Source organism: Arthrobacter sp. MDT2-3 (assembly GCF_059090465.1).
Map to the genome: position 1 here is coordinate 62991 of NZ_JBNHFS010000007.1, position 16682 is coordinate 79672.

The 16682-nt window shown below is 66.5% G+C and carries 15 protein-coding genes; 5 read left to right on the forward strand and 10 right to left on the reverse strand.

Annotated features, from left to right (window positions below):
• Positions 1-3 precede the first annotated feature (3 nt).
• Positions 4-678 carry a potassium channel family protein gene (locus AC5RUQ_RS18245; RefSeq protein WP_163163158.1) on the forward strand — a complete coding sequence of 225 codons (675 nt, stop codon included), beginning with the start codon at positions 4-6 and terminating at the stop codon, positions 676-678.
• On the forward strand, positions 675-1418 hold the full coding sequence (locus AC5RUQ_RS18250; RefSeq protein ID WP_493948728.1) for a potassium channel family protein: 744 nt from the start codon (positions 675-677) through the stop codon (positions 1416-1418). Before AC5RUQ_RS18245 ends, AC5RUQ_RS18250 begins: the two co-directional genes overlap by 4 nt.
• A 4-nt stretch (positions 1419-1422) precedes the next feature.
• Here the strand turns inward: AC5RUQ_RS18250 and AC5RUQ_RS18255 are convergent, their stop codons facing one another.
• The 4 genes from AC5RUQ_RS18255 to dut form a co-directional block, all read right to left on the reverse strand.
• Positions 1423-2232, reverse strand: coding sequence for a DUF3159 domain-containing protein (locus tag AC5RUQ_RS18255; RefSeq protein WP_493948729.1), 810 nt, complete (start codon positions 2230-2232; stop codon positions 1423-1425).
• Entirely contained in the window at positions 2229-2591 is a 363-nt protein-coding gene (locus tag AC5RUQ_RS18260) for a single stranded DNA-binding domain-containing protein (protein ID WP_493948730.1), read from the reverse strand. The genes AC5RUQ_RS18255 and AC5RUQ_RS18260 overlap by 4 nt, the downstream gene beginning before the upstream one ends.
• On the reverse strand, positions 2584-3297 hold the full coding sequence (locus AC5RUQ_RS18265) for a DUF3710 domain-containing protein (RefSeq protein ID WP_493948731.1): 714 nt from the start codon (positions 3295-3297) through the stop codon (positions 2584-2586). Before AC5RUQ_RS18265 ends, AC5RUQ_RS18260 begins: the two co-directional genes overlap by 8 nt.
• Positions 3298-3420: 123 nt before the next feature.
• On the reverse strand, positions 3421-3963 hold the full coding sequence (dut, locus tag AC5RUQ_RS18270; RefSeq protein WP_493948732.1) for a dUTP diphosphatase: 543 nt from the start codon (positions 3961-3963) through the stop codon (positions 3421-3423).
• A 138-nt stretch (positions 3964-4101) separates the two neighbouring features.
• On the opposite strand from dut, the gene AC5RUQ_RS18275 reads away from it, so the two are divergent.
• The gene (locus AC5RUQ_RS18275; protein ID WP_493948733.1) at positions 4102-4590 is read left to right on the forward strand and encodes a DUF3093 domain-containing protein; all 489 of its coding nucleotides are present in this window, start codon (positions 4102-4104) and stop codon (positions 4588-4590) included.
• Positions 4591-4690: 100 nt separating this feature from the next.
• Here the strand turns inward: AC5RUQ_RS18275 and AC5RUQ_RS18280 are convergent, their stop codons facing one another.
• Positions 4691-4990: a DUF4193 domain-containing protein gene (locus tag AC5RUQ_RS18280; RefSeq protein ID WP_163163146.1), complete on the reverse strand. Its 300-nt coding sequence runs from the start codon at positions 4988-4990 to the stop codon at positions 4691-4693.
• 223 nt (positions 4991-5213) lie between these two features.
• Between AC5RUQ_RS18280 and sepH the strand changes: the two genes are divergently transcribed.
• On the forward strand, positions 5214-6584 hold the full coding sequence (gene sepH, locus AC5RUQ_RS18285; protein ID WP_493948734.1) for a septation protein SepH: 1371 nt from the start codon (positions 5214-5216) through the stop codon (positions 6582-6584).
• Between the two features lie 56 nt (positions 6585-6640).
• Here the strand turns inward: sepH and AC5RUQ_RS18290 are convergent, their stop codons facing one another.
• The 5 genes from AC5RUQ_RS18290 to AC5RUQ_RS18310 all read right to left on the reverse strand — a co-directional run bounded on the left by AC5RUQ_RS18290 (position 6641) and on the right by AC5RUQ_RS18310 (position 14087).
• A complete protein-coding gene (locus AC5RUQ_RS18290) occupies positions 6641-8341 on the reverse strand; it encodes an HNH endonuclease signature motif containing protein (protein WP_493948735.1) in 1701 nt (566 codons plus the stop codon).
• 320 nt (positions 8342-8661) lie between these two features.
• The gene (locus tag AC5RUQ_RS18295; protein WP_493948736.1) at positions 8662-9402 is read right to left on the reverse strand and encodes a thymidine kinase; all 741 of its coding nucleotides are present in this window, start codon (positions 9400-9402) and stop codon (positions 8662-8664) included.
• A complete protein-coding gene (locus AC5RUQ_RS18300) occupies positions 9395-10618 on the reverse strand; it encodes an alkaline phosphatase family protein (protein ID WP_493948737.1) in 1224 nt (407 codons plus the stop codon). The genes AC5RUQ_RS18295 and AC5RUQ_RS18300 overlap by 8 nt, the downstream gene beginning before the upstream one ends.
• A complete protein-coding gene (locus tag AC5RUQ_RS18305; protein ID WP_493948738.1) occupies positions 10618-11361 on the reverse strand; it encodes a DUF5998 family protein in 744 nt (247 codons plus the stop codon). The genes AC5RUQ_RS18300 and AC5RUQ_RS18305 overlap by 1 nt, the downstream gene beginning before the upstream one ends.
• Before the next feature lie 41 nt (positions 11362-11402).
• Entirely contained in the window at positions 11403-14087 is a 2685-nt protein-coding gene (locus AC5RUQ_RS18310; RefSeq protein WP_493948739.1) for a bifunctional acetate--CoA ligase family protein/GNAT family N-acetyltransferase, read from the reverse strand.
• A 77-nt stretch (positions 14088-14164) separates the two neighbouring features.
• Between AC5RUQ_RS18310 and AC5RUQ_RS18315 the strand changes: the two genes are divergently transcribed.
• Positions 14165-16675: a DNA gyrase/topoisomerase IV subunit A gene (locus AC5RUQ_RS18315; RefSeq protein ID WP_493948740.1), complete on the forward strand. Its 2511-nt coding sequence runs from the start codon at positions 14165-14167 to the stop codon at positions 16673-16675.
• Positions 16676-16682 lie beyond the last annotated feature (7 nt).

A 16682-nucleotide genomic window follows, 5' to 3' on the forward strand; every position in this document is an offset into this window, starting at 1 on the left:
CTCGTGGCGCATTTCGTGATCATGGGATGTGGCCGGGTGGGGGCGACGTTGGCGCATACGCTCGAAGACGCCGGGCACTCCGTAGCCATCATTGACCAGGACGACCGCGCTTTCCGCAGGCTCCGCCAGGGTTTCACCGGGCGCAAGGTGACCGGGGTCGGTTTCGACCGGGACACTTTGAAGCAGGCCGGCGTGGCCGACGCGTACGCCTTTGCCGCGGTCTCGAGCGGCGACAATTCCAACATCCTGGCCACCAGGGTTGCCCGGGAGACGTTCCACGTGCCGCACGTCGTGGCCCGGATCTACGATCCCGGCCGGGCCGAGATCTACCAGCGCCTGGGGATTCCCACGGTGGCGGCGGTCCGCTGGAGCGCGGACCAGGTGCTGCGCCGCATCCTTCCGGAACAGCACCTGGCCGGTGACTTCCGGGAGCCTTCCGGACGCCTGGTGCTCGCCGAGCTTGACCTCGACGCCGGCTGGATCGGCCACCGGATCAGCAGCATCGAAAAAGCGGCGAACATCCGCATTGCCTATCTCACCCGGTTCGGCGAAGGATTATTGCCCGACGCCGGTACCGCGTTCCAGGACGGCGATACCGTGCACGCAATGCTGCAGGTTGACCGCAGCGCCCAGGTGGCCCAGATCCTGGCCAAAGCCCCCGCCAAGGAGTTTCAGTGAAAGTCGTGATCGTGGGGGCCGGCAGTGTCGGTTCGTCCATCGCCAGGGAATTGCTGGCGCACAAGCATGAAATCCTCCTGATCGACCTGAAGCCGGAGGTTATTGGACGGAGCGGACTCCGCGGCGCCCATTGGTTGGTCGGCGACGCGTGCGAGCTGAGCACGCTGCAGGGCGCCAGGGTTGAGGACGCGGACGTGGTGGTATCGGCCACCGGTGATGACAAGGTGAACCTTGTTGTTTCGTTGCTGGCCAAGACCGAATTTGGCGTTGGCCGAACCGTGGGCCGGGTCAACAATCCAAAGAACGACTGGATGTTCAACGATTCCTGGGGCGTGGACGTCGCGGTCAACACGCCGCAGCTGATGACGGCCCTGGTGGAGGAAGCTGTGGAGATCGGCGACCTTGTCCGGCTCCTCACCCTCCAGACAGGCGTGTCCTCACTGGTGGAGTTCACCGTTCCGCATGATTCACACGTGATAGGGCGGACTGTAGGGGAAATCCGTTGGCCGGAGGACTCCACGCTGGTAGCCATCCTTCGGGACCACGCCCCCATTACGCCCAGCCGGGACGACGTGATTGACGGCGGTGACGAACTGTTTTTCGTCACCACTATCGCCGCCGAGGACGAGCTGCGGGGACTACTCTCCCCCGACTCCTTTGAAGCTCCGCAGCCCAGGCCTGCGGAAGACGCGGGGCACCTGGAGCAGCAAGGCCCCGAGGACGACGGGTTCGACGGGTAGGCGGCTAGCCTTTCGCAGGCGCGCCGTCCGCCGCCTCGTCAACCGGGGCCGGCTTGGTGACGAGCCATGCGATCCAAATTCCCAGGATGTACAGGGGCGCACCCATAAGGAGCCTGGTGGTGGCCAGCGCCGCAAACCCTTCCGGTCCCATGAGGTAGAGGGGAACCTGCACCACAAGCCTGAGCACCAGGACTGCCACGATGATCCAGGTGCCCAGCCGGTACGCCTTGAGCCGGGCCGGGTCCTTGCGCCAGTCCAGGCCCTCGTTGCGGATGAACCCGAAGAGCAAACCGGCCACCGGCCACTTTACGAGGATCGAAATCATCATTGCCACGATGTAGGCCGCATTGGTGAAGAAGCCCGGCAGGTAGAAGTCCTCGGCTTTTCCGGTGGTGTTGGCGAGCCAGGCGGAGATGCCCACACCCACGACGCCGGCCAGCGCCTGTGTCAGGGGACGCCGCTGCACCAGCCTGGCCACAGTGAACACTGCGGCGATAGCCAGAGCGGCCACGAGCGAGATTGTGAGGTCCTGGGTGATGGTGTACGTCACGAGGAACAGCAGTCCCGGAAGGATGCTTTCGGCAATGCCCTGGACACCACCGGCGCTGCGCAGCACATCCACCCGGCCGTCATGGGTCCGGTGCAGCCCTGCTTTTGCGGCGTAGTCTGCAGCGAGGCCAGCTACAGGGGAGGGTTCCTGGCGCACACCGTCCGGCAGCTTGTCCTGGTCAACGCCTTTCGGACCAGTGCCGTGAGGGGCTGCGCCGTTCGGACCTGTTGCACCGGAGGACGGGTTGGGCTCAGAGGCAGTCATTCGTTCTCCTGGCGGGACAGTATTTCGTAGCGTGGATTGAACATGGTGGGCAGGCCGTCGACACGGGACAGCATCCCTTTAAGCCGCACTTCGGTGCCGGCGTCGATGCCCGGCACGCGCCGCCGTCCCAGCCACACCACACGAAGCCGCCCCCGGGGACTGGCCGCGGCCCCCGCTTCCGCTTCGCGGGGATCGGCGTCAGAGACCATGGCGCTGAAGGCCGCCGTTTGGTCCGCCGGAACATAGGTCACCGATTCGATGCGGCCCCGGCAGACCACACGGCCTTTGTCCGGCAGCCGGCTGAGTGGAACATCGTCGCTTCCGTTCAGCGGAGCTCCCCCGGGCGCGTTGTCAGCCAATCTGTGTAATTTCAGGACCACGTTCAGGTTCCTGAAGTGCGGGGGCAGCAGGCGGTGGCGTGGTGGTGGCGTCCTTGGGCAGCCGGAGCTGCAGCAGGTCGCGCGGCGGCATGGGGCTGTCGCCACGGATCACAACCACCTGGCGGAACAGCGCTTCGAGGGGTTCGGCCGCAGGGCGTTCCAGTGCCGCGGGTCCACCCAGTACGCCGCGCAGGAACCAGCGGGGGCCGTCCACTCCAATGAAGCGTGCCACCCGGTAGCCCTGGCTGCCGTCCGGCAGTCCGGCGGGCAGCTTGGCCACGAGTTCGGTTCCGAACGTGCCTTCGACCTCCTCGACCTGTCCGCCCTGGACTCCCACGGACTGGCCGATCTGCTCGCGGATTTCGTCCCAGAGCCCCTCGCTTTTGGGTGCTGCGAAGGCCTGGAGCTGGAGGCTGGAGCCGTTGAGGTCCAGGGTGACCGCGACGACGCGCTGCGTGGCCTCTTCCACTTCGAGCCGGAGCTGGAGGCCCTCGCTGGGGGTGATCAGGAGCGCGCCCAGGTCAACGTAGCCATCGCGGCGGCTAATTTCAGAGTCGTCGAAAGGGCCGTTCGAGCGGCTTCCGGAACTGTCCACTGCCTCTTCCGCAGTCTCTGCCTCAGCGGACAATTCGTCCGGTTCGGCTGCTTGTTCCTTCTTGGCTTTCCTGCCGAGCCCAAAGACCATTGGGGTTTCTCCTTATGTGTGAAGTTTTGCCGGTCCGGCCCGTGGGGGTCCCGCCGTAGTGCTCTGTTGCCGTCCGGCGTGCAAGCGCCGGCACGGCAGAACGGGTGAGGGAAGAGATAAGGGTCAGGCTTCCGGCAGGTTGAAGCCGCCGGTGGAGCCGAAACCTCCAGTGCCACGTACCGATTCGCTCAATTCGTTGACGGGGATGAACTGCGCGTACTCCACGCGCTGAATTACCATCTGCGCAATTCTATCGCCGCGGGCCAGTTCGATGCTTTGCTTCGCATCCGTGTTCAGGAGGGTGACAGCGATCTCGCCGCGGTAGCCGGCGTCCACGGTTCCAGGTGCGTTCACGATGGTAAGCCCGTGCTTCGTGGCCAGGCCCGAACGGGGATGGATCAGTGCGACGAAGCCTTCAGGAAGGGCGATGGCCACTCCCGTTGGGACCAGCTTCCGCTCCCCCGGCTGGAGTACAACGTCCACGCGGGCACGAAGGTCAGCGCCGGCGTCGCCCGGGTGGGCATAGGACGGGGCCTCCAGGTCCGGATCCAGCATCTTCAGCTGGATCTGCAGGGTGGGAGCACTTGAAGCCACGGCGGGCGCAGCGGTGCCGGCTGCGGTGGCTTCAACGTGGAAAGTATCTACTGTGGCGGGATGATCAGTCACAGTCACTCACTCTAACCCGCGCCCCCAAATCAGTCCTAGGGCAAGCTCCCGGTAGCGGCAGCGCCGGGGAACGGGATGCGGCACAGGAGCGCTTCCACCCAAGATGAAATAGCTGGACAAAGATGGAAAGCTGGGCATATGCCCGAATCAAGCTCCTCTGCGCCCGTTCCCCCGAAACCGTCTACCGGGGCTGCGGTGATCTATAGGGAGAAGCTCTGGCCCAACGTATGGATCTGGATCATTGCTGCGGGTGTGGCAGGAGCGGGCATCCTGGTATTTGCGCCCATCAGCACAGCAGCAGGTTTCACGGCCGCCGGGGTGCTGTTCGCCATCATGGCTGTTCTCCTGATCCTGTCCACCCCGGCCATCGTGGTCACGGACGACTCCCTGTCGGTTGGCCGGGCCACCATCGAGCGCAGGTTCGTGGGTGCCGTTGAGGCGTTCCGTGGTCCGGAAGCAACAGCCGAACGCGGGACCCGGCTGAACGCCCTGGCCTACCTCTGCATCCGCGGGTGGATCGATCCCGTGGTCAGGATCGAAATTACGGATCCCGCGGACCAAACCCCATACTGGCTGACCTCCACGCGGCACCCGGATGAATTGACTGCGGCGCTGTCACGCCGGTGACCCGCCCGCCCGCCAGGCCGCATGTCGCCGTCGTAATAAATCCACCTCGGCTTGCCGGCTCACTCGACTTGCTGGCTGCTGCTTTTATCCTGCTCAGGGATCAGCCTTCGCACTCCTTGCAGTAGAAGCGCCCATCCTTTTCGCGGGCGATTTGGGAGCGGTGCCGAACAAGGAAGCAGGAAGAACAAGTGAACTCATCTGCCTGGGCGGGAACCACCTGAACCGTCAGTTCTTCGCCGGAAAGGTCTGCGCCGGGCAGCTCGTAGCCGGCGGCAAGATCGCTTTCGTCCTCGTCCACCACCGCAACGGGCTTGTCAGAGCGCCGGGTCTTCAGCTCTTCGATGGAATCCTCTCCGAGCTCTTCCTCAGATTTGCGCGGCGCATCGTAATCGGTGGCCATGGTCGCCGTATCCCTCTTCCTTTTGCCTGCCTGTGAACAACCCTTCATAACGCCGGATGTCCCTGGTTTGTGCCCGGCCGCGGCGGATCCCTCCCGTCCTCGGGCAAGCCCCTATAGCCATGCCCGGTCCGGAATATCGCGGCGCGCCCTGCCCCTTGAGCCAAAACGGGATCAGCGGGTGGCAGAGTTTCGATTGATAGTAATGCCAGGGTGGAGGATTTGTATGCAGGATCTACGGCTTGTAGGCGTACACGACGACGGGGCGCATCTCCTGTTGAGCGGTGCCGGCGGCGAGATGTTCCAGCTGCCGATCGACGAAGCGCTGAGGACCGCGACCAGGTCGGCCGGAAGGCCGCCGGCCGAGCGGTCTCCCGTTCCCATGTCGCCAAGGGACATCCAGGCGCGGATCCGGGCAGGTGCGACTGCTGCGGACGTGGCGGAACTCTCCGGCCTGCCGCTGGCCAAGGTGGAACGCTACGAGGGACCCGTCCTGGCGGAGCGCGAGTACGTCGCCCAGCAGGCACGGAAGGTCGAGGTCGCCTCACCCTCGCCAGGTCACGACATCTACCGGTCCGCTTTTGGGGACAATCCGGCGTCGCTCGGTGACATGGTGGCGCACCGGCTGTCCGCCCATGGCATTGATCCATCCACCGTGGAGTGGGATTCCTGGCGGCGCCAGGACGGAACCTGGACGGTCTCGGCCAGCTTCGAGGCCAACACCGGCGGTACGGCCGGCGTCGGTGAGGAGCCGCCTGCCCTATGGACTTTCAGTCCTGGCAGGAGATCCCTGCAGAACGCGAACCGGTGGGCGCAGCAGCTCAGCGAACTCGAGCCCTTGGATGGACCCGTCCCCGCCCGCAGGCTCTCTGCAGTCTCCGACCGCCCCTTCGACTTCGAAGCCGACGCCGACTCTGCGCGTTCTTCACCCCGGCCTGGTCCCGAAGCCGAGCCGGCGGACGGCAAGGAATCGGACGGACTCCTGGACATGCTCCGTTCGCGCCGCGGACAGCGACTGGGCGTCGACGAGGATTCTGACGACGCCTTGGCCCTGCTCCTGACCCACGGCGTTCCCGCTGCCCACCCCAGGCCATCGGAAGTAACACCTGAACCGGAAGAGTCCGGCGACGAGTCGCAGGATGACACCCCCGAAGCCCCTGCCGCGCAGGCCAACTCCTTTACCCGACGCCGCGACGCCAGGCCTTCGATGCTGTCCCGGCTTAGCCTCATTCCCCCGCACCGGGACGCCATGGAAGACGCTTTGAAGCTGCACGACGGCGTGAGTACTGATACACGCGAAATCACCATTGTGGCGTCCCCCCGCAGGCCCTCCGGCAGCAGCCCCGAAACCGGGGACGCGGACGCCAGCGGCACCCGTGATGGCAGTGGCAACACCGACGGCAGTCCTGTTAGTGGCGGAGGTTTGAACGAGCTGCTGGGCGGGAATCCTCGGCGGCAAGCTCCGCGCAACGAAGACAACTCCCCTGTTACGGGCCAGCTTCCGGAGACGGGCGCCCCTGAGCGCCAGCCGGGCAGACCCAAGCGCTCCAGCGTCCCTTCCTGGGACGAGATCGTCTTCGGTACGCGGGGCGACTAGCGCTCCAGCTGCAAAATGTCGGAGCCTGAGGTTTCAATGGGTTCTGTGTTTCCTGACTAGGAGTGGGCCGCTAAGGCCAGCATCAGGTGCCACTCGGCGAACGGGTCTTCGGGCAGTTCGTCTTCGGGCAGGCCGGGGTCCTCAGGAATGTCGAAGTCCGGCAGGTCCTCAAGGTGCGGGTCCTCATATTCGGTTTCGGAAGAAGGCATGCCTTGTTCCGGCAGGCCTGGATTTTTGCTACACATATTGGACAGCTCGAGGTCCAGATGGGGCAAAGCCGGATGAGACATTCGTTGGCGTTGAACGCCGCCATCAGCGTGTTGCCCGTCCGCCATCCACTCCGGCGCCAGCCATTCCGGCCACACTGGTGGTTCCCAGTTCTGGTGTTCGCTTTTGTAGTGCCGGCCGGTGGGTGAGGTCCAGCCGGGTGGTTCGGTTGGGGTGGCGGGGGCGGGTTTCCAGCCGCTGGTGTGGCGGAGTTTGTGGTGTTTGGGGCAGGGCTGGCCCAGGTTGGATATTCCGGTGGTGCCGCCTTGGTGCCAGGCGAGGAGGTGGTCGGCTTCGTTGTCCAGGGAGTTGTTGCTGCAGCCGGGAAACGGGCATTTACCGTCCCTCAGCCGCAGCCAGTTCCGCATGGCTTTGGTCAGCCGGTAGCTGGTCCGGCCGATCTCCAACGGTGCCCCGTCCCGCGGATCCACCAGCACACGGTAAAACGAGCTGGCCCCGTTGGCGACGAGGTTCCGTGCCATCGAGGCGGGGATCGGGCCGAACCCGTCCAGCGTCGCCGGTTCATCGGTCAGACCCAGCAACGAGAACACCGGCACGGTGACCAGCACCTGCGCCCGGGGTGCGGGGATCTTGGTGGTGGTGCCGCCCAGAAGCCAGCCCGCAGCGACATCGGCCCGGAGCTGGGTGAGGGTGCAGGACTCGGCAGGGCCTTGCAAGCCCCGCGCTGCCGCCGTGAGCCGGTCCCAGATGGCGGACGCCTGGTCCGCGGGCAGGCGGGCAGCGACCCAGCCCATCCCGTCACCATCAAGCCAGTACTCGACCCGCCGGTCCGCCACACTCTTGGCGTGCCGCTTCTCCAGGCTCTCCGGGTGGTGGCGTTCCCGCCAGGCCCGGGCCTTGGCCTTGAACCGGTACGCCGGCATCTCCCCGACCGTGGCGGCTGCGGCCGGTTTCGGCCTGTCCGGGTCCAGGAAGTGCGCCTCCAACGCCGCCGCCCCGGCAGGGTCAAGGCTCGCGGTCTGGTCCACCATGGTCCGGGCGTGCGCCCAGGAAACCGTCCCGGCCTGCAAAGCAGCCAGGGTCCGGGGCAGGGAAGTGGTGAGGGCATGGGAGTCGGCGAGCAGGGCACCGGCGGCCCGGTCCCCGATTGCCAGCACACACCCCACCTCCGCCACCCGGCTCCGCTCCTGCGCCGTCACCTCACACGGCGACCGCGCCGGAGCGTTCAGCGCTTTCGCGGCTTCCGCGAACACCGCCACGGCCTGTGCCTTCAGGGCCGCCAGCTTCGCTTCCGACCGTGCCACCGCGGCCAGGACATCCAAAGCCCCATCAGCAACCCGCTGCAACGGATCATCATCAAACCCCGCCCCAGCATCACGCGCACCTGCGGTCGCAGGCACACCCGCGGCGCCGGGCCCGCCAGTGGCACCGGAAACAGCAACATCGCCGCCAACCAGCGCCGCCATGAACGCAGCGACAGCAGCCACAACGGCCGCCTCCGCCTGTGCCACTGCCGCGTTCGTATCCATACCCCCATCATGGCGAGGGGGTCTGACAAAACAGGGCCCCTACCCAGGGCTCAGGAAAAAACTTTTGGATTTTTCTAGGGAAACGGCGCGTCAAGGCAGCCAGTAACCGCGCGTCGCGGCGTGGCCCGCAGGCCGCAGCTGGCCTCGCCCGAAGTCCAGCGAAGGTGCCGTGGTCATTTGTGTAGCTTGGATGGGAGCGACGAAGGAGCAGCAAGCGGCAAAATGGCTCTGGTACCAAAGCTCAGCAACTCCCAGCGGGCAGGAGGTGGCGTCAGACCTGCCTCAGGTGCCGGTGCCAGAAGCGCAACCGTGTTCCGGCTCTAAGCCCCGGTAGCCCCGGCAGGTCCGGCTCCGCCCAATCCACGCCACAGGCAGGCGTCGACTTCGAACGGCAACAGCGGGTCCTGCTGGCCCATCAAAGCGGCGCCATGCGCGGTGACACGCCGCATGTAATGCCTGCGGCAGAGCGTTTCGTAGCCCACAACGGGGACGTGGTCGCCGCCGACGGGTGCCGCGGCGGAGTCTCCCGCCATGTCCACGTCGCCCACCACAACTTGCGCACCTTCGGTGACCATCACGCCGTCGACCGTCCGGGCATTGTGGGTGGCGCGCCGGCCGCACCAGCACAGCGCCTCCACCTGCAGCACCTGCACCCTGTCCGCAAGTTCCACAAGCCGCTGGGAACCGGGAAATAACCGGGTACGGAAATCGGCAGTAATACCGAACGCGAACACGTCGACGTCGATCTCGTCCACGACTTTCGCCAGCTGTTCCACCTGCTCGGGCGTATAAAACTGGGCCTCGTCGCAGATCAGGTAGTCCACCCGCTGCCCCTGCGTGCGCCGCAGCATGACTTCCTCCCAGAAGTCGGTGCTGTCCACCACTTCCACCGCGTCAGTCTGCAGGCCCAGGCGGCTGGAGATGCGCGATTCACCGGCGCGGTCGTTGCGGCTGAAGCGCACTCCGCCGCGTCCCCTGGCCCGGTGGTTGTGGTCCATTTGCAGGGCCAGGGTGGACTTTCCACAGTCCATGGTGCCGGAGAAAAAGACCAGTTCAGCCACGGCGGGAACTCTTGCCGCCGGCCGTGAAGCAGAGCAGGGGGACCTCCCGCTCGGCTTTGGTGAGCGAGCCGTGCTGGCCCACCACTTCCATGGCGCTGGGACGGACGCGGCGTGTGTCGTACAGGGCGACGGCGTCCCTCGCCGCGATCATGATGTCGCCGATCCTGCCCTCGACGGCGGGACGGACCGTGCCGAACAGGCCCGCAGCGAGTGCTTCCTCGCGGGTGAATGCCCAGACCTGCCCTCCGAAGCGTGCCTGCCATGCCGAGAGCAGGCGGTCCCGGACGTCCTCCCCTGCACCGTGTTCAAGGTAGAGATGGACCATTCGCGGCTCCCCTGCGGTATGCCGGACCCCTTCCACCAAGGCAGGCTCAGCGGAGAAATCGATGCGCTGCTGCTCAGGAACGTCCAGCATGCCGTGGTCCGCGGTGAGCAGGATCGTGGTGCCGGCCGGCAGGGAAGAGTTGAGCCGCTTCATGGTCGCGTCAAGCTCTTCGAGTTGGTGCTCCCATTGCTCGGACTGGCAGCCGTAGCGGTGCCCGGCCTTGTCCAGCTCGTTCAGGTAGAAGTACATCAGCGCGGGATTGGCGGCGGACATGGCCTCGGTCGCGGCTTCTGTCCGGGCGTGCGCCGTGGTGGCCGAGATAAATTTGCCGCCCCGCAAGGCGGCGCGGGTCATGGGCGAGCCCCCAAATTGCGGCAGGCTGACGGTGGTGACGTCCACGTGTCCCTCCGCGCGTTCCAGCACGGTGGGAAAGGGCTGCCACGTAGCGGGGTCAACGCCGGCATCCCAGTTCCCGAGCAGGTTGACTACCTTGTCCTGTTCCGGGTCCAGCACGTCATAACCCACCATGCCGTGCTGGCCCGGCGGGAGACCGGTGCCGAAACTGGCCAGGGCGGCTGCGGTGGTGGAAGGGAACGCGGAATCGAGCCAGACGGGAACAGCGCCCTGCCCGGCCTGGATGACTGAACGCAGGAAAGGTGTGTGGGCCGATTTCTGCTTCAGCAGGTTCCGGCCCAGGCCGTCCGCCAGCACCACGCACACGCGGGAGGCGGCAGGCAGGCCAAGGGTATTCTCAAACCCGTCCACCCCCAGGCTTGCCGCGGCGCTGGTGAGCACGTCGGCGATGGAGCGCTGACCGTAGGCAGGCGCTGGCGGCAGGACAACCTGGGGCCGGGCGGAAACGTTAGGGTTCGGGTGGCGGTCTTCGGGCATCAGCGCTGCTGGTGCCCGCGGCTGAGGCGGTTGCCGAATACTCCTGGGCGCGGCCGCGGCGGCATCGACTGCACGTGGGGCTGCGGGGCCGGGGAACCGGTGTTCACGGCACGAAGTGCACGGGCGAAGAGCTTGGCGTCCTGAACTGCCTGCAGGCCGTCCGCCTCGGCGCTGATGCGCAGGACGATGTCCTCCTGCGCAATGGTCCCGCTGTAGCCGTGGTCGGCTTCGCACTGCGGATCGCCGCAGCTGGCAGGACCCATGTCCAGCCGCTGGCCACCGGACCATGCGATGGACAGCGTTACCTCGCGCACGGGGTCGGAGGGTTTGTAGTTCTGCGGCTGGGCGTACATGTAGCTCAGCACGACAGACCGGATCTGGGCCACGGGAACGGATTCAGTGGAGATTTGGGCGACGATCTGCTCGCCGGCCTCGTCCAGCTGCTGGTCGTCCACATGGGTGATCACCAGCATGTCCGAGGTCAGCACCAATACCGTGATGTGCCGCCGGACTTCAGCCCGGTCGAAGTGGGTTTCCAGGTGCACAAGGTGGGCAACACAGTCGCGGCCGTCCAAGGCGTCATCGACGACATCGGCCACGAGGCGGGGGTAGAAGCCCGCCTTCTGCAGCGCGCCTTCCAGGCTCTGGCCCTGGGCGCTGTGGCTGTGTGAGCTGTGCTGGCGGACTGCCTGGGTTTCATTGCCGGGCGTTTCGGGCGCCGACGCGGGAGGCTGTGAGCTCATTCCCCCATTTTCACAGATCGGCCGGTCACTTGCTAACCGCGTCAGCCCAGCATGGCCCGCCGCGCGCTGTCCGTCCGCTGGGCGGCATTGCCGATGCGGACGTCAGCAGCAAGGGTGGTGGCTCCCGAGGTGCCGCACAGGACGGGGTTGAGTTCCACCAGGGCGATTTCGGGGTGGTTGTCCTTGAGCCAGGCGAGGCGGCCGGCAAGGTCCTCAAGTGCCTTGACGTCCACGGCCGGCAGGCCTTGGTAGCCAAACAGCTTTTGGGCCGCCCGTGGGGCGCGGATGAAGTCGTCGACGTCGGCGGCGGAGAGCGGCGGGACGCGGTGCGCCCAGTCGTCCAGCAGGTTCACGGCGTCCCCGGCGAGCCCGAACGAGATCACCGGGCCCAGCAGCGGATCTTCGATGGCCCGGAACGTGCAGGCCTGCCCCACCGGCGCCATGCTTTGTACTTCCAGCGCGGGGTCCCCGTAGTTGGAGAGCACGCGCCGCATCTGCAGCACGTTCTGGCGCAGCGATTCCGCATCCTGGATGTCCAGGCGCACCCCGCCGAGGTCAAGCCGGTGCCGAAGCGCGGGATCGGTAGTCTTCAGCACCACGGGCCAGCCCAGGGCATCCGCAGCCTCAACGGCCTGGTCGGCGTTATCAAAGCCCACCGAAGGGAGCACCCTGATTCCGTAATGCCCCAGCAGTGAGGCCGCGGCTGCCGGGTCCAGCTTCTTCAGCTGCTCGCCTTTGACATCCCGGAGCAGGGCTTCGATTTCCGCCCGGGCAAGCTCGGGATTGCACCCTTCGGGTTCCACGAAATGCCCCTGGTCCCGGGACACCCATTCCGAGTAGCGGGCCACGGCGGCGAGCGCAGCCACAGCAGCCCCCGGATTGGAGAAGCAGGGGACGGCGCGTTCCGGGGACCCCAGCATTCCCTCCACCGATATGGACGGGTCAAGGATGCCGGTAAAGGCAGCCACCACCGGCTTTCCGGCTGTTGCCGAGCATTCGGCCAGTACCTCGGCGATGCTGTCCACGGTCAGCCCGCGGGCAGGGAGCAGCGCCGCCACAGCCGAGTGGACGGCGTCGGACTCGAGTGTCTTGAGCAGGGTGGCCCGCAGGGCGGGCAGGGCAATCGACTGTCCGGCGTCGAGGTCCACGCCGGTGATCAGTTCTGCGGCGACGAGGCCTTGGGAAGCCGCGCTGTCCGCCACCACTTTGCCCAGCGCCTGGGAGTTGCTGAAGATGGCCAGTCCCGGACCGGCGGGGAGCGGCTGCGCCGAAACCACTTGGGCAACGTCCACCAGTTGCTCAATGGTTTCCACCCGGATGACTCCGGACTGGCGCAGCATCGCGTCCAGGGCGCCGGAGGGAGCCTGGGTTGTCCTCACGGCGTGCCCGGGCGGCAGGCGCAGCCCCATGGCATCGGACTTGGCCACGATGACGGGCCGGGTGCGCGCGAGACGCCGGGCCAGGCGGGAGAACTTGCGCGGGTTGCCGATGGACTCGAGGTAGAGGCCGACGGCGGTCGTATCGGGGTCGTCCTCCCAGTACTGCATCATGTCGTTGCCGGACACGTCGGCCCGGTTGCCGGCGGACAGGAACGTGGACAGGCCCAGCCGCCGCCGGCTGGAAGCGGCGTACAGCGAGACGCCGATGGCCGCCGACTGGCTGAACAGGCCCAGCCCGCCCCGGAGCGGCAAGGTGGGCGCCATGGAAGCATTCAATGACACGTCAGGGTTGGTGTTCACGATTCCCAGCGACGCCGGCCCAATCACCCGCATGCCGCTTGCCCGGGCCTGCCGCACCAGGTCCCGCTGGCGCAGCAGGCCGCGTTCGCCGTCGTCCGCGAAGCCTGCAGAGGCAACCACCAGCCCCCTGACGCCGGCGGCGGCGCAGTCCGCCACCACGGCGGGGACTTCTTCATAGGGGACGGCGACGACGGCCAGCTGGACGGGATCCGGGACTTCGGAGAGTTTCCCGAACGACATCATGCCGGCGAGTTCCAGCGCTTCCGGGTTGATGGCGTAGACGGGGCCGCTGAAACCGCCCTCGATGATGTGCTCCAGGAGCTGGTAGCCGACGGTCCCCCACTTGCGGCTGGCGCCGATCACGGCAATGGACGACGGCGTCAGCAGGTCCCGCACGCTCCTCGCCTCCGCGCGGTGCTCCCGGGATTCCATCACGGCACGCGACTTCTCCGTGGGGTCGATGTTGAACTCAAGGCTGACGACGCCGTCGTCAAAATGCCGCCGGACGTCGTAGCCGGCCTCGGAAAATACCGTCAGCATCTTCCGGTTTTCCGGCAGTACCTCGGCGCTGAAGCGCCGGATCCCGTTTTCGTGTGCAGCGGCGGCCAGGTGCTCCAGCAGGATGGAGCCGATTCCGCGTCCCTGGTGGGAGTCGGCAATGTTGAACGCCACCTCCGCCTCGGTGGGGTCGTCAAGCCGGTCGTAGCGTCCAATTCCCACGATTTCGCCGCGGATGGTGATGACGAAAGCTACCCGGTCCTTGTAGTCAACCTCGGTGAAGCGCTTGAGCTCTTTGCTGGACAGCCTGGCCTTGAAGGCGAAGAACCGCATGTAGATTGAATCCTGCGACTGCCCCACGTGGAAGGCCTGGACAGCGTCGGCATCGGAGGGATGAATCGGCCTTAAGTGGGCTGTTCCGCCGTCCCGCAGCACGACATCGGCTTCCCAATGTTCCGGATATTCGCCGTCCCCGGGCTGATCCACCATAGGCTTAGCCTAGCCAAAAACTTCCGCAGCACACCCCCGTCAGCTGCACAGTACCGAAGAAGGATTTACCACCCCTCATGGCCCGCCGCCAAAGTTCCGCCCCCGCTGTGGATGACAGCTCCCCCTACACGGAGAACATCGTGGATATCGATGTCACCTCCGAAATGGAAGGCTCCTTCCTGGAGTATGCCTACTCGGTGATCTATTCGCGGGCGCTTCCGGATGCCCGGGACGGCCTCAAGCCGGTGCAGCGCCGCATCCTCTACATGATGAGCGACATGGGCCTGCGCCCGGACCGGGGACACGTCAAGAGCGCCCGCGTGGTGGGCGAGGTCATGGGCAAGCTGCACCCGCACGGCGATACGGCCATCTATGACGCCATGGTGCGCATGGCCCAGGACTTCTCGCTGCGGTTGCCGCTCATTGACGGGCACGGCAACTTCGGATCGCTCGACGACGGCCCTGCCGCCCCACGGTACACCGAGGCCCGGCTTGCGGCTGCTGCCCTCACCCTCACCAACCACCTCGATGAGGACGTGGTGGACTTTGTCCCCAACTATGACAACCAGCTCACCCAGCCGGACGTCCTGCCTGCCGCGTTCCCCAACCTGCTGGTCAACGGCGCCACGGGCATCGCCGTCGGCATGGCCACCAACATGGCCCCGCACAACCTTGTGGAGGTCATCTCCGCTGCGCGCCACCTGATCGCCAACCCGGACGCCACGCTGGACGACATCATGCGCTTCGTTCCCGGGCCGGACCTGCCCAGCGGCGGGCGGATTGTGGGACTGGACGGTATCCGTGATGCCTACGCCACCGGCCGCGGGTCCTTCAAGACGCGGGCCAAGGTGGAGGTGGAACAGCTTTCCGCGCGCCGGACCGGCCTGGTGGTCACCGAGCTCCCCTACATGGTGGGCCCCGAAAAGGTCATCGAGAAGATCAAAGACGCCGTCAACTCCAAAAAGCTGACCGGCATCAGCGACATCGTTGACCTGACGGACCGCAAGCACGGCCTGCGCCTGGTGATCGAACTCAAGAACGGCTTCAACCCCAACGCGGTGCTCCAGCAGCTCTACCGCTATTCGCCGATGGAGGACTCCTTCGGCATCAACAACGTCACCCTGGTCGACGGCCAGCCGCAGACGCTCGGCCTGGTGCAGCTGCTGACCGTGTACGTGAACCACCGGATCGACGTGGTGCGCCGCCGGACCGTCTTCCGGCTGGGGAAGAAGAAGGACCGCCTGCACCTGGTGGAAGGCCTCCTCATCGCCATTGTGGACATCGACGAGGTCATCCAGATCATCCGGTCCTCGGATGAGGCGGCCGCCGCCCGGGCCCGGCTGATGTCCATCTACGACCTCACGGAAATCCAGGCGAACTACATCCTGGAGCTGCGGCTCCGGCAGCTGACCAAGTACTCGCGGATTGAGCTGGAGAAGGAACAGGACGAGCTGCGACGTGAGATCGCTGAACTCGAGGCCATCCTCGGCTCCGAGGAACGCCTCCGGACCCTGGTGTCGGACGAACTTGGCGCCATCGCCGAAGAGCACGGCACCCCGCGGCGGACCGTGCTGCTCGAATCCGAGGCCGTGTCCCCCACTGTCGCGGCCGACCTGGCCCTGACCAACGGGAAGAAGGGCAAGGCAGTCCCGCTGGCGCTGGAAATCGCCGACGACCCCTGCTGGGCCATCCTGAGCGCCTCGGGCCAGATAGCCCGCACCAGCAACCGGGAACCTCTGGCAGAGGCGGGGCCCAGGACCAAGCACGACGTGTACACCTCCGTCGTCAAGACGTCCGCCAGGGGCGAGATCGCCGCCGTCACCTCGCAGGGGCGCATGCTCCGCCTGCAGGTGATGGACATGCCCGTCCTGCCGCCGGTATCCGGGCTGCCGAACCTCGCCGGCGGCGTTCCGGCCAAGGACTTCATCACCCTGCTGAAGGGGGAAACCCTGGTGGCGTTCGCCCCGCTCGACGAAGTGCTGGCCATCGGCACGGCCCAAGGAGTGGTAAAGCGGGTGCAGCCGGATTACCCGCTGAACCGCGAGGACTGGGAAGTCATTGCGCTGAAGGACAAGGACCATGTGGTGGGTGTCGCGCCGGCGGGAGCGGAGGATGCCGAACTCGTCTTCCTCACGAGCCAGGCCCAGCTCCTCAAGTTCGGCGCCGGCGTGGTGCGGCCGCAGGGGCGCACGGCCGGCGGAATGGCGGGAATCAAGCTCGCTGCGGATGACCGCGTTCTCTTCTTCGGCGCCGTCCAGCCCAAGGACGAGACCGCCGTGGTGGTGACCATCGCCGGCACCACGGGGGCGCTGCCCGGCACGGCACCGGGTACCGCCAAAGTGACGGCGTTCTCCGAGTACCCCGCGAAGGGACGTGCGACGGCCGGAGTGCGGGCACACCGCTTCCTGAAGGGCGAGGATACGCTGCTGCTGGCATGGGCCGGCCACGGCCCCGCGAAGGCTTCCTCGGCGGCCGGCGTGGCCCGGTCCCTGCCTCAGGAGCACGGCCGGCGTGACGGTTCGGGGATCCCGCTGTCCCAGCCGGTCGAGGTGGTAGGCCCCGCCATGGCCTGGCCCGATCCCGCTTAGACTGCTC

Excerpts from the sequence above, each read along its gene's own strand:
- AC5RUQ_RS18310 (WP_493948739.1), bottom strand. The coding sequence starts at position 14,087 with ATGGTGGATCAGCCCGGGGACGGCGAATATCCGGAACATTGGGAAGCC.
- AC5RUQ_RS18315 (WP_493948740.1), top strand. The coding sequence starts at position 14,165 with ATGGCCCGCCGCCAAAGTTCCGCCCCCGCTGTGGATGACAGCTCCCCC.
- AC5RUQ_RS18275 (WP_493948733.1), top strand. The coding sequence starts at position 4,102 with ATGCCCGAATCAAGCTCCTCTGCGCCCGTTCCCCCGAAACCGTCTACC.
- AC5RUQ_RS18255 (WP_493948729.1), bottom strand. The coding sequence starts at position 2,232 with ATGACTGCCTCTGAGCCCAACCCGTCCTCCGGTGCAACAGGTCCGAAC.
- AC5RUQ_RS18300 (WP_493948737.1), bottom strand. The coding sequence starts at position 10,618 with ATGCCCGAAGACCGCCACCCGAACCCTAACGTTTCCGCCCGGCCCCAG.
- AC5RUQ_RS18290 (WP_493948735.1), bottom strand. The coding sequence starts at position 8,341 with ATGGATACGAACGCGGCAGTGGCACAGGCGGAGGCGGCCGTTGTGGCT.
- sepH (WP_493948734.1), top strand. The coding sequence starts at position 5,214 with ATGCAGGATCTACGGCTTGTAGGCGTACACGACGACGGGGCGCATCTC.
- AC5RUQ_RS18305 (WP_493948738.1), bottom strand. The coding sequence starts at position 11,361 with ATGAGCTCACAGCCTCCCGCGTCGGCGCCCGAAACGCCCGGCAATGAA.
- AC5RUQ_RS18265 (WP_493948731.1), bottom strand. The coding sequence starts at position 3,297 with ATGGTCTTTGGGCTCGGCAGGAAAGCCAAGAAGGAACAAGCAGCCGAA.
- AC5RUQ_RS18280 (WP_163163146.1), bottom strand. The coding sequence starts at position 4,990 with ATGGCCACCGATTACGATGCGCCGCGCAAATCTGAGGAAGAGCTCGGA.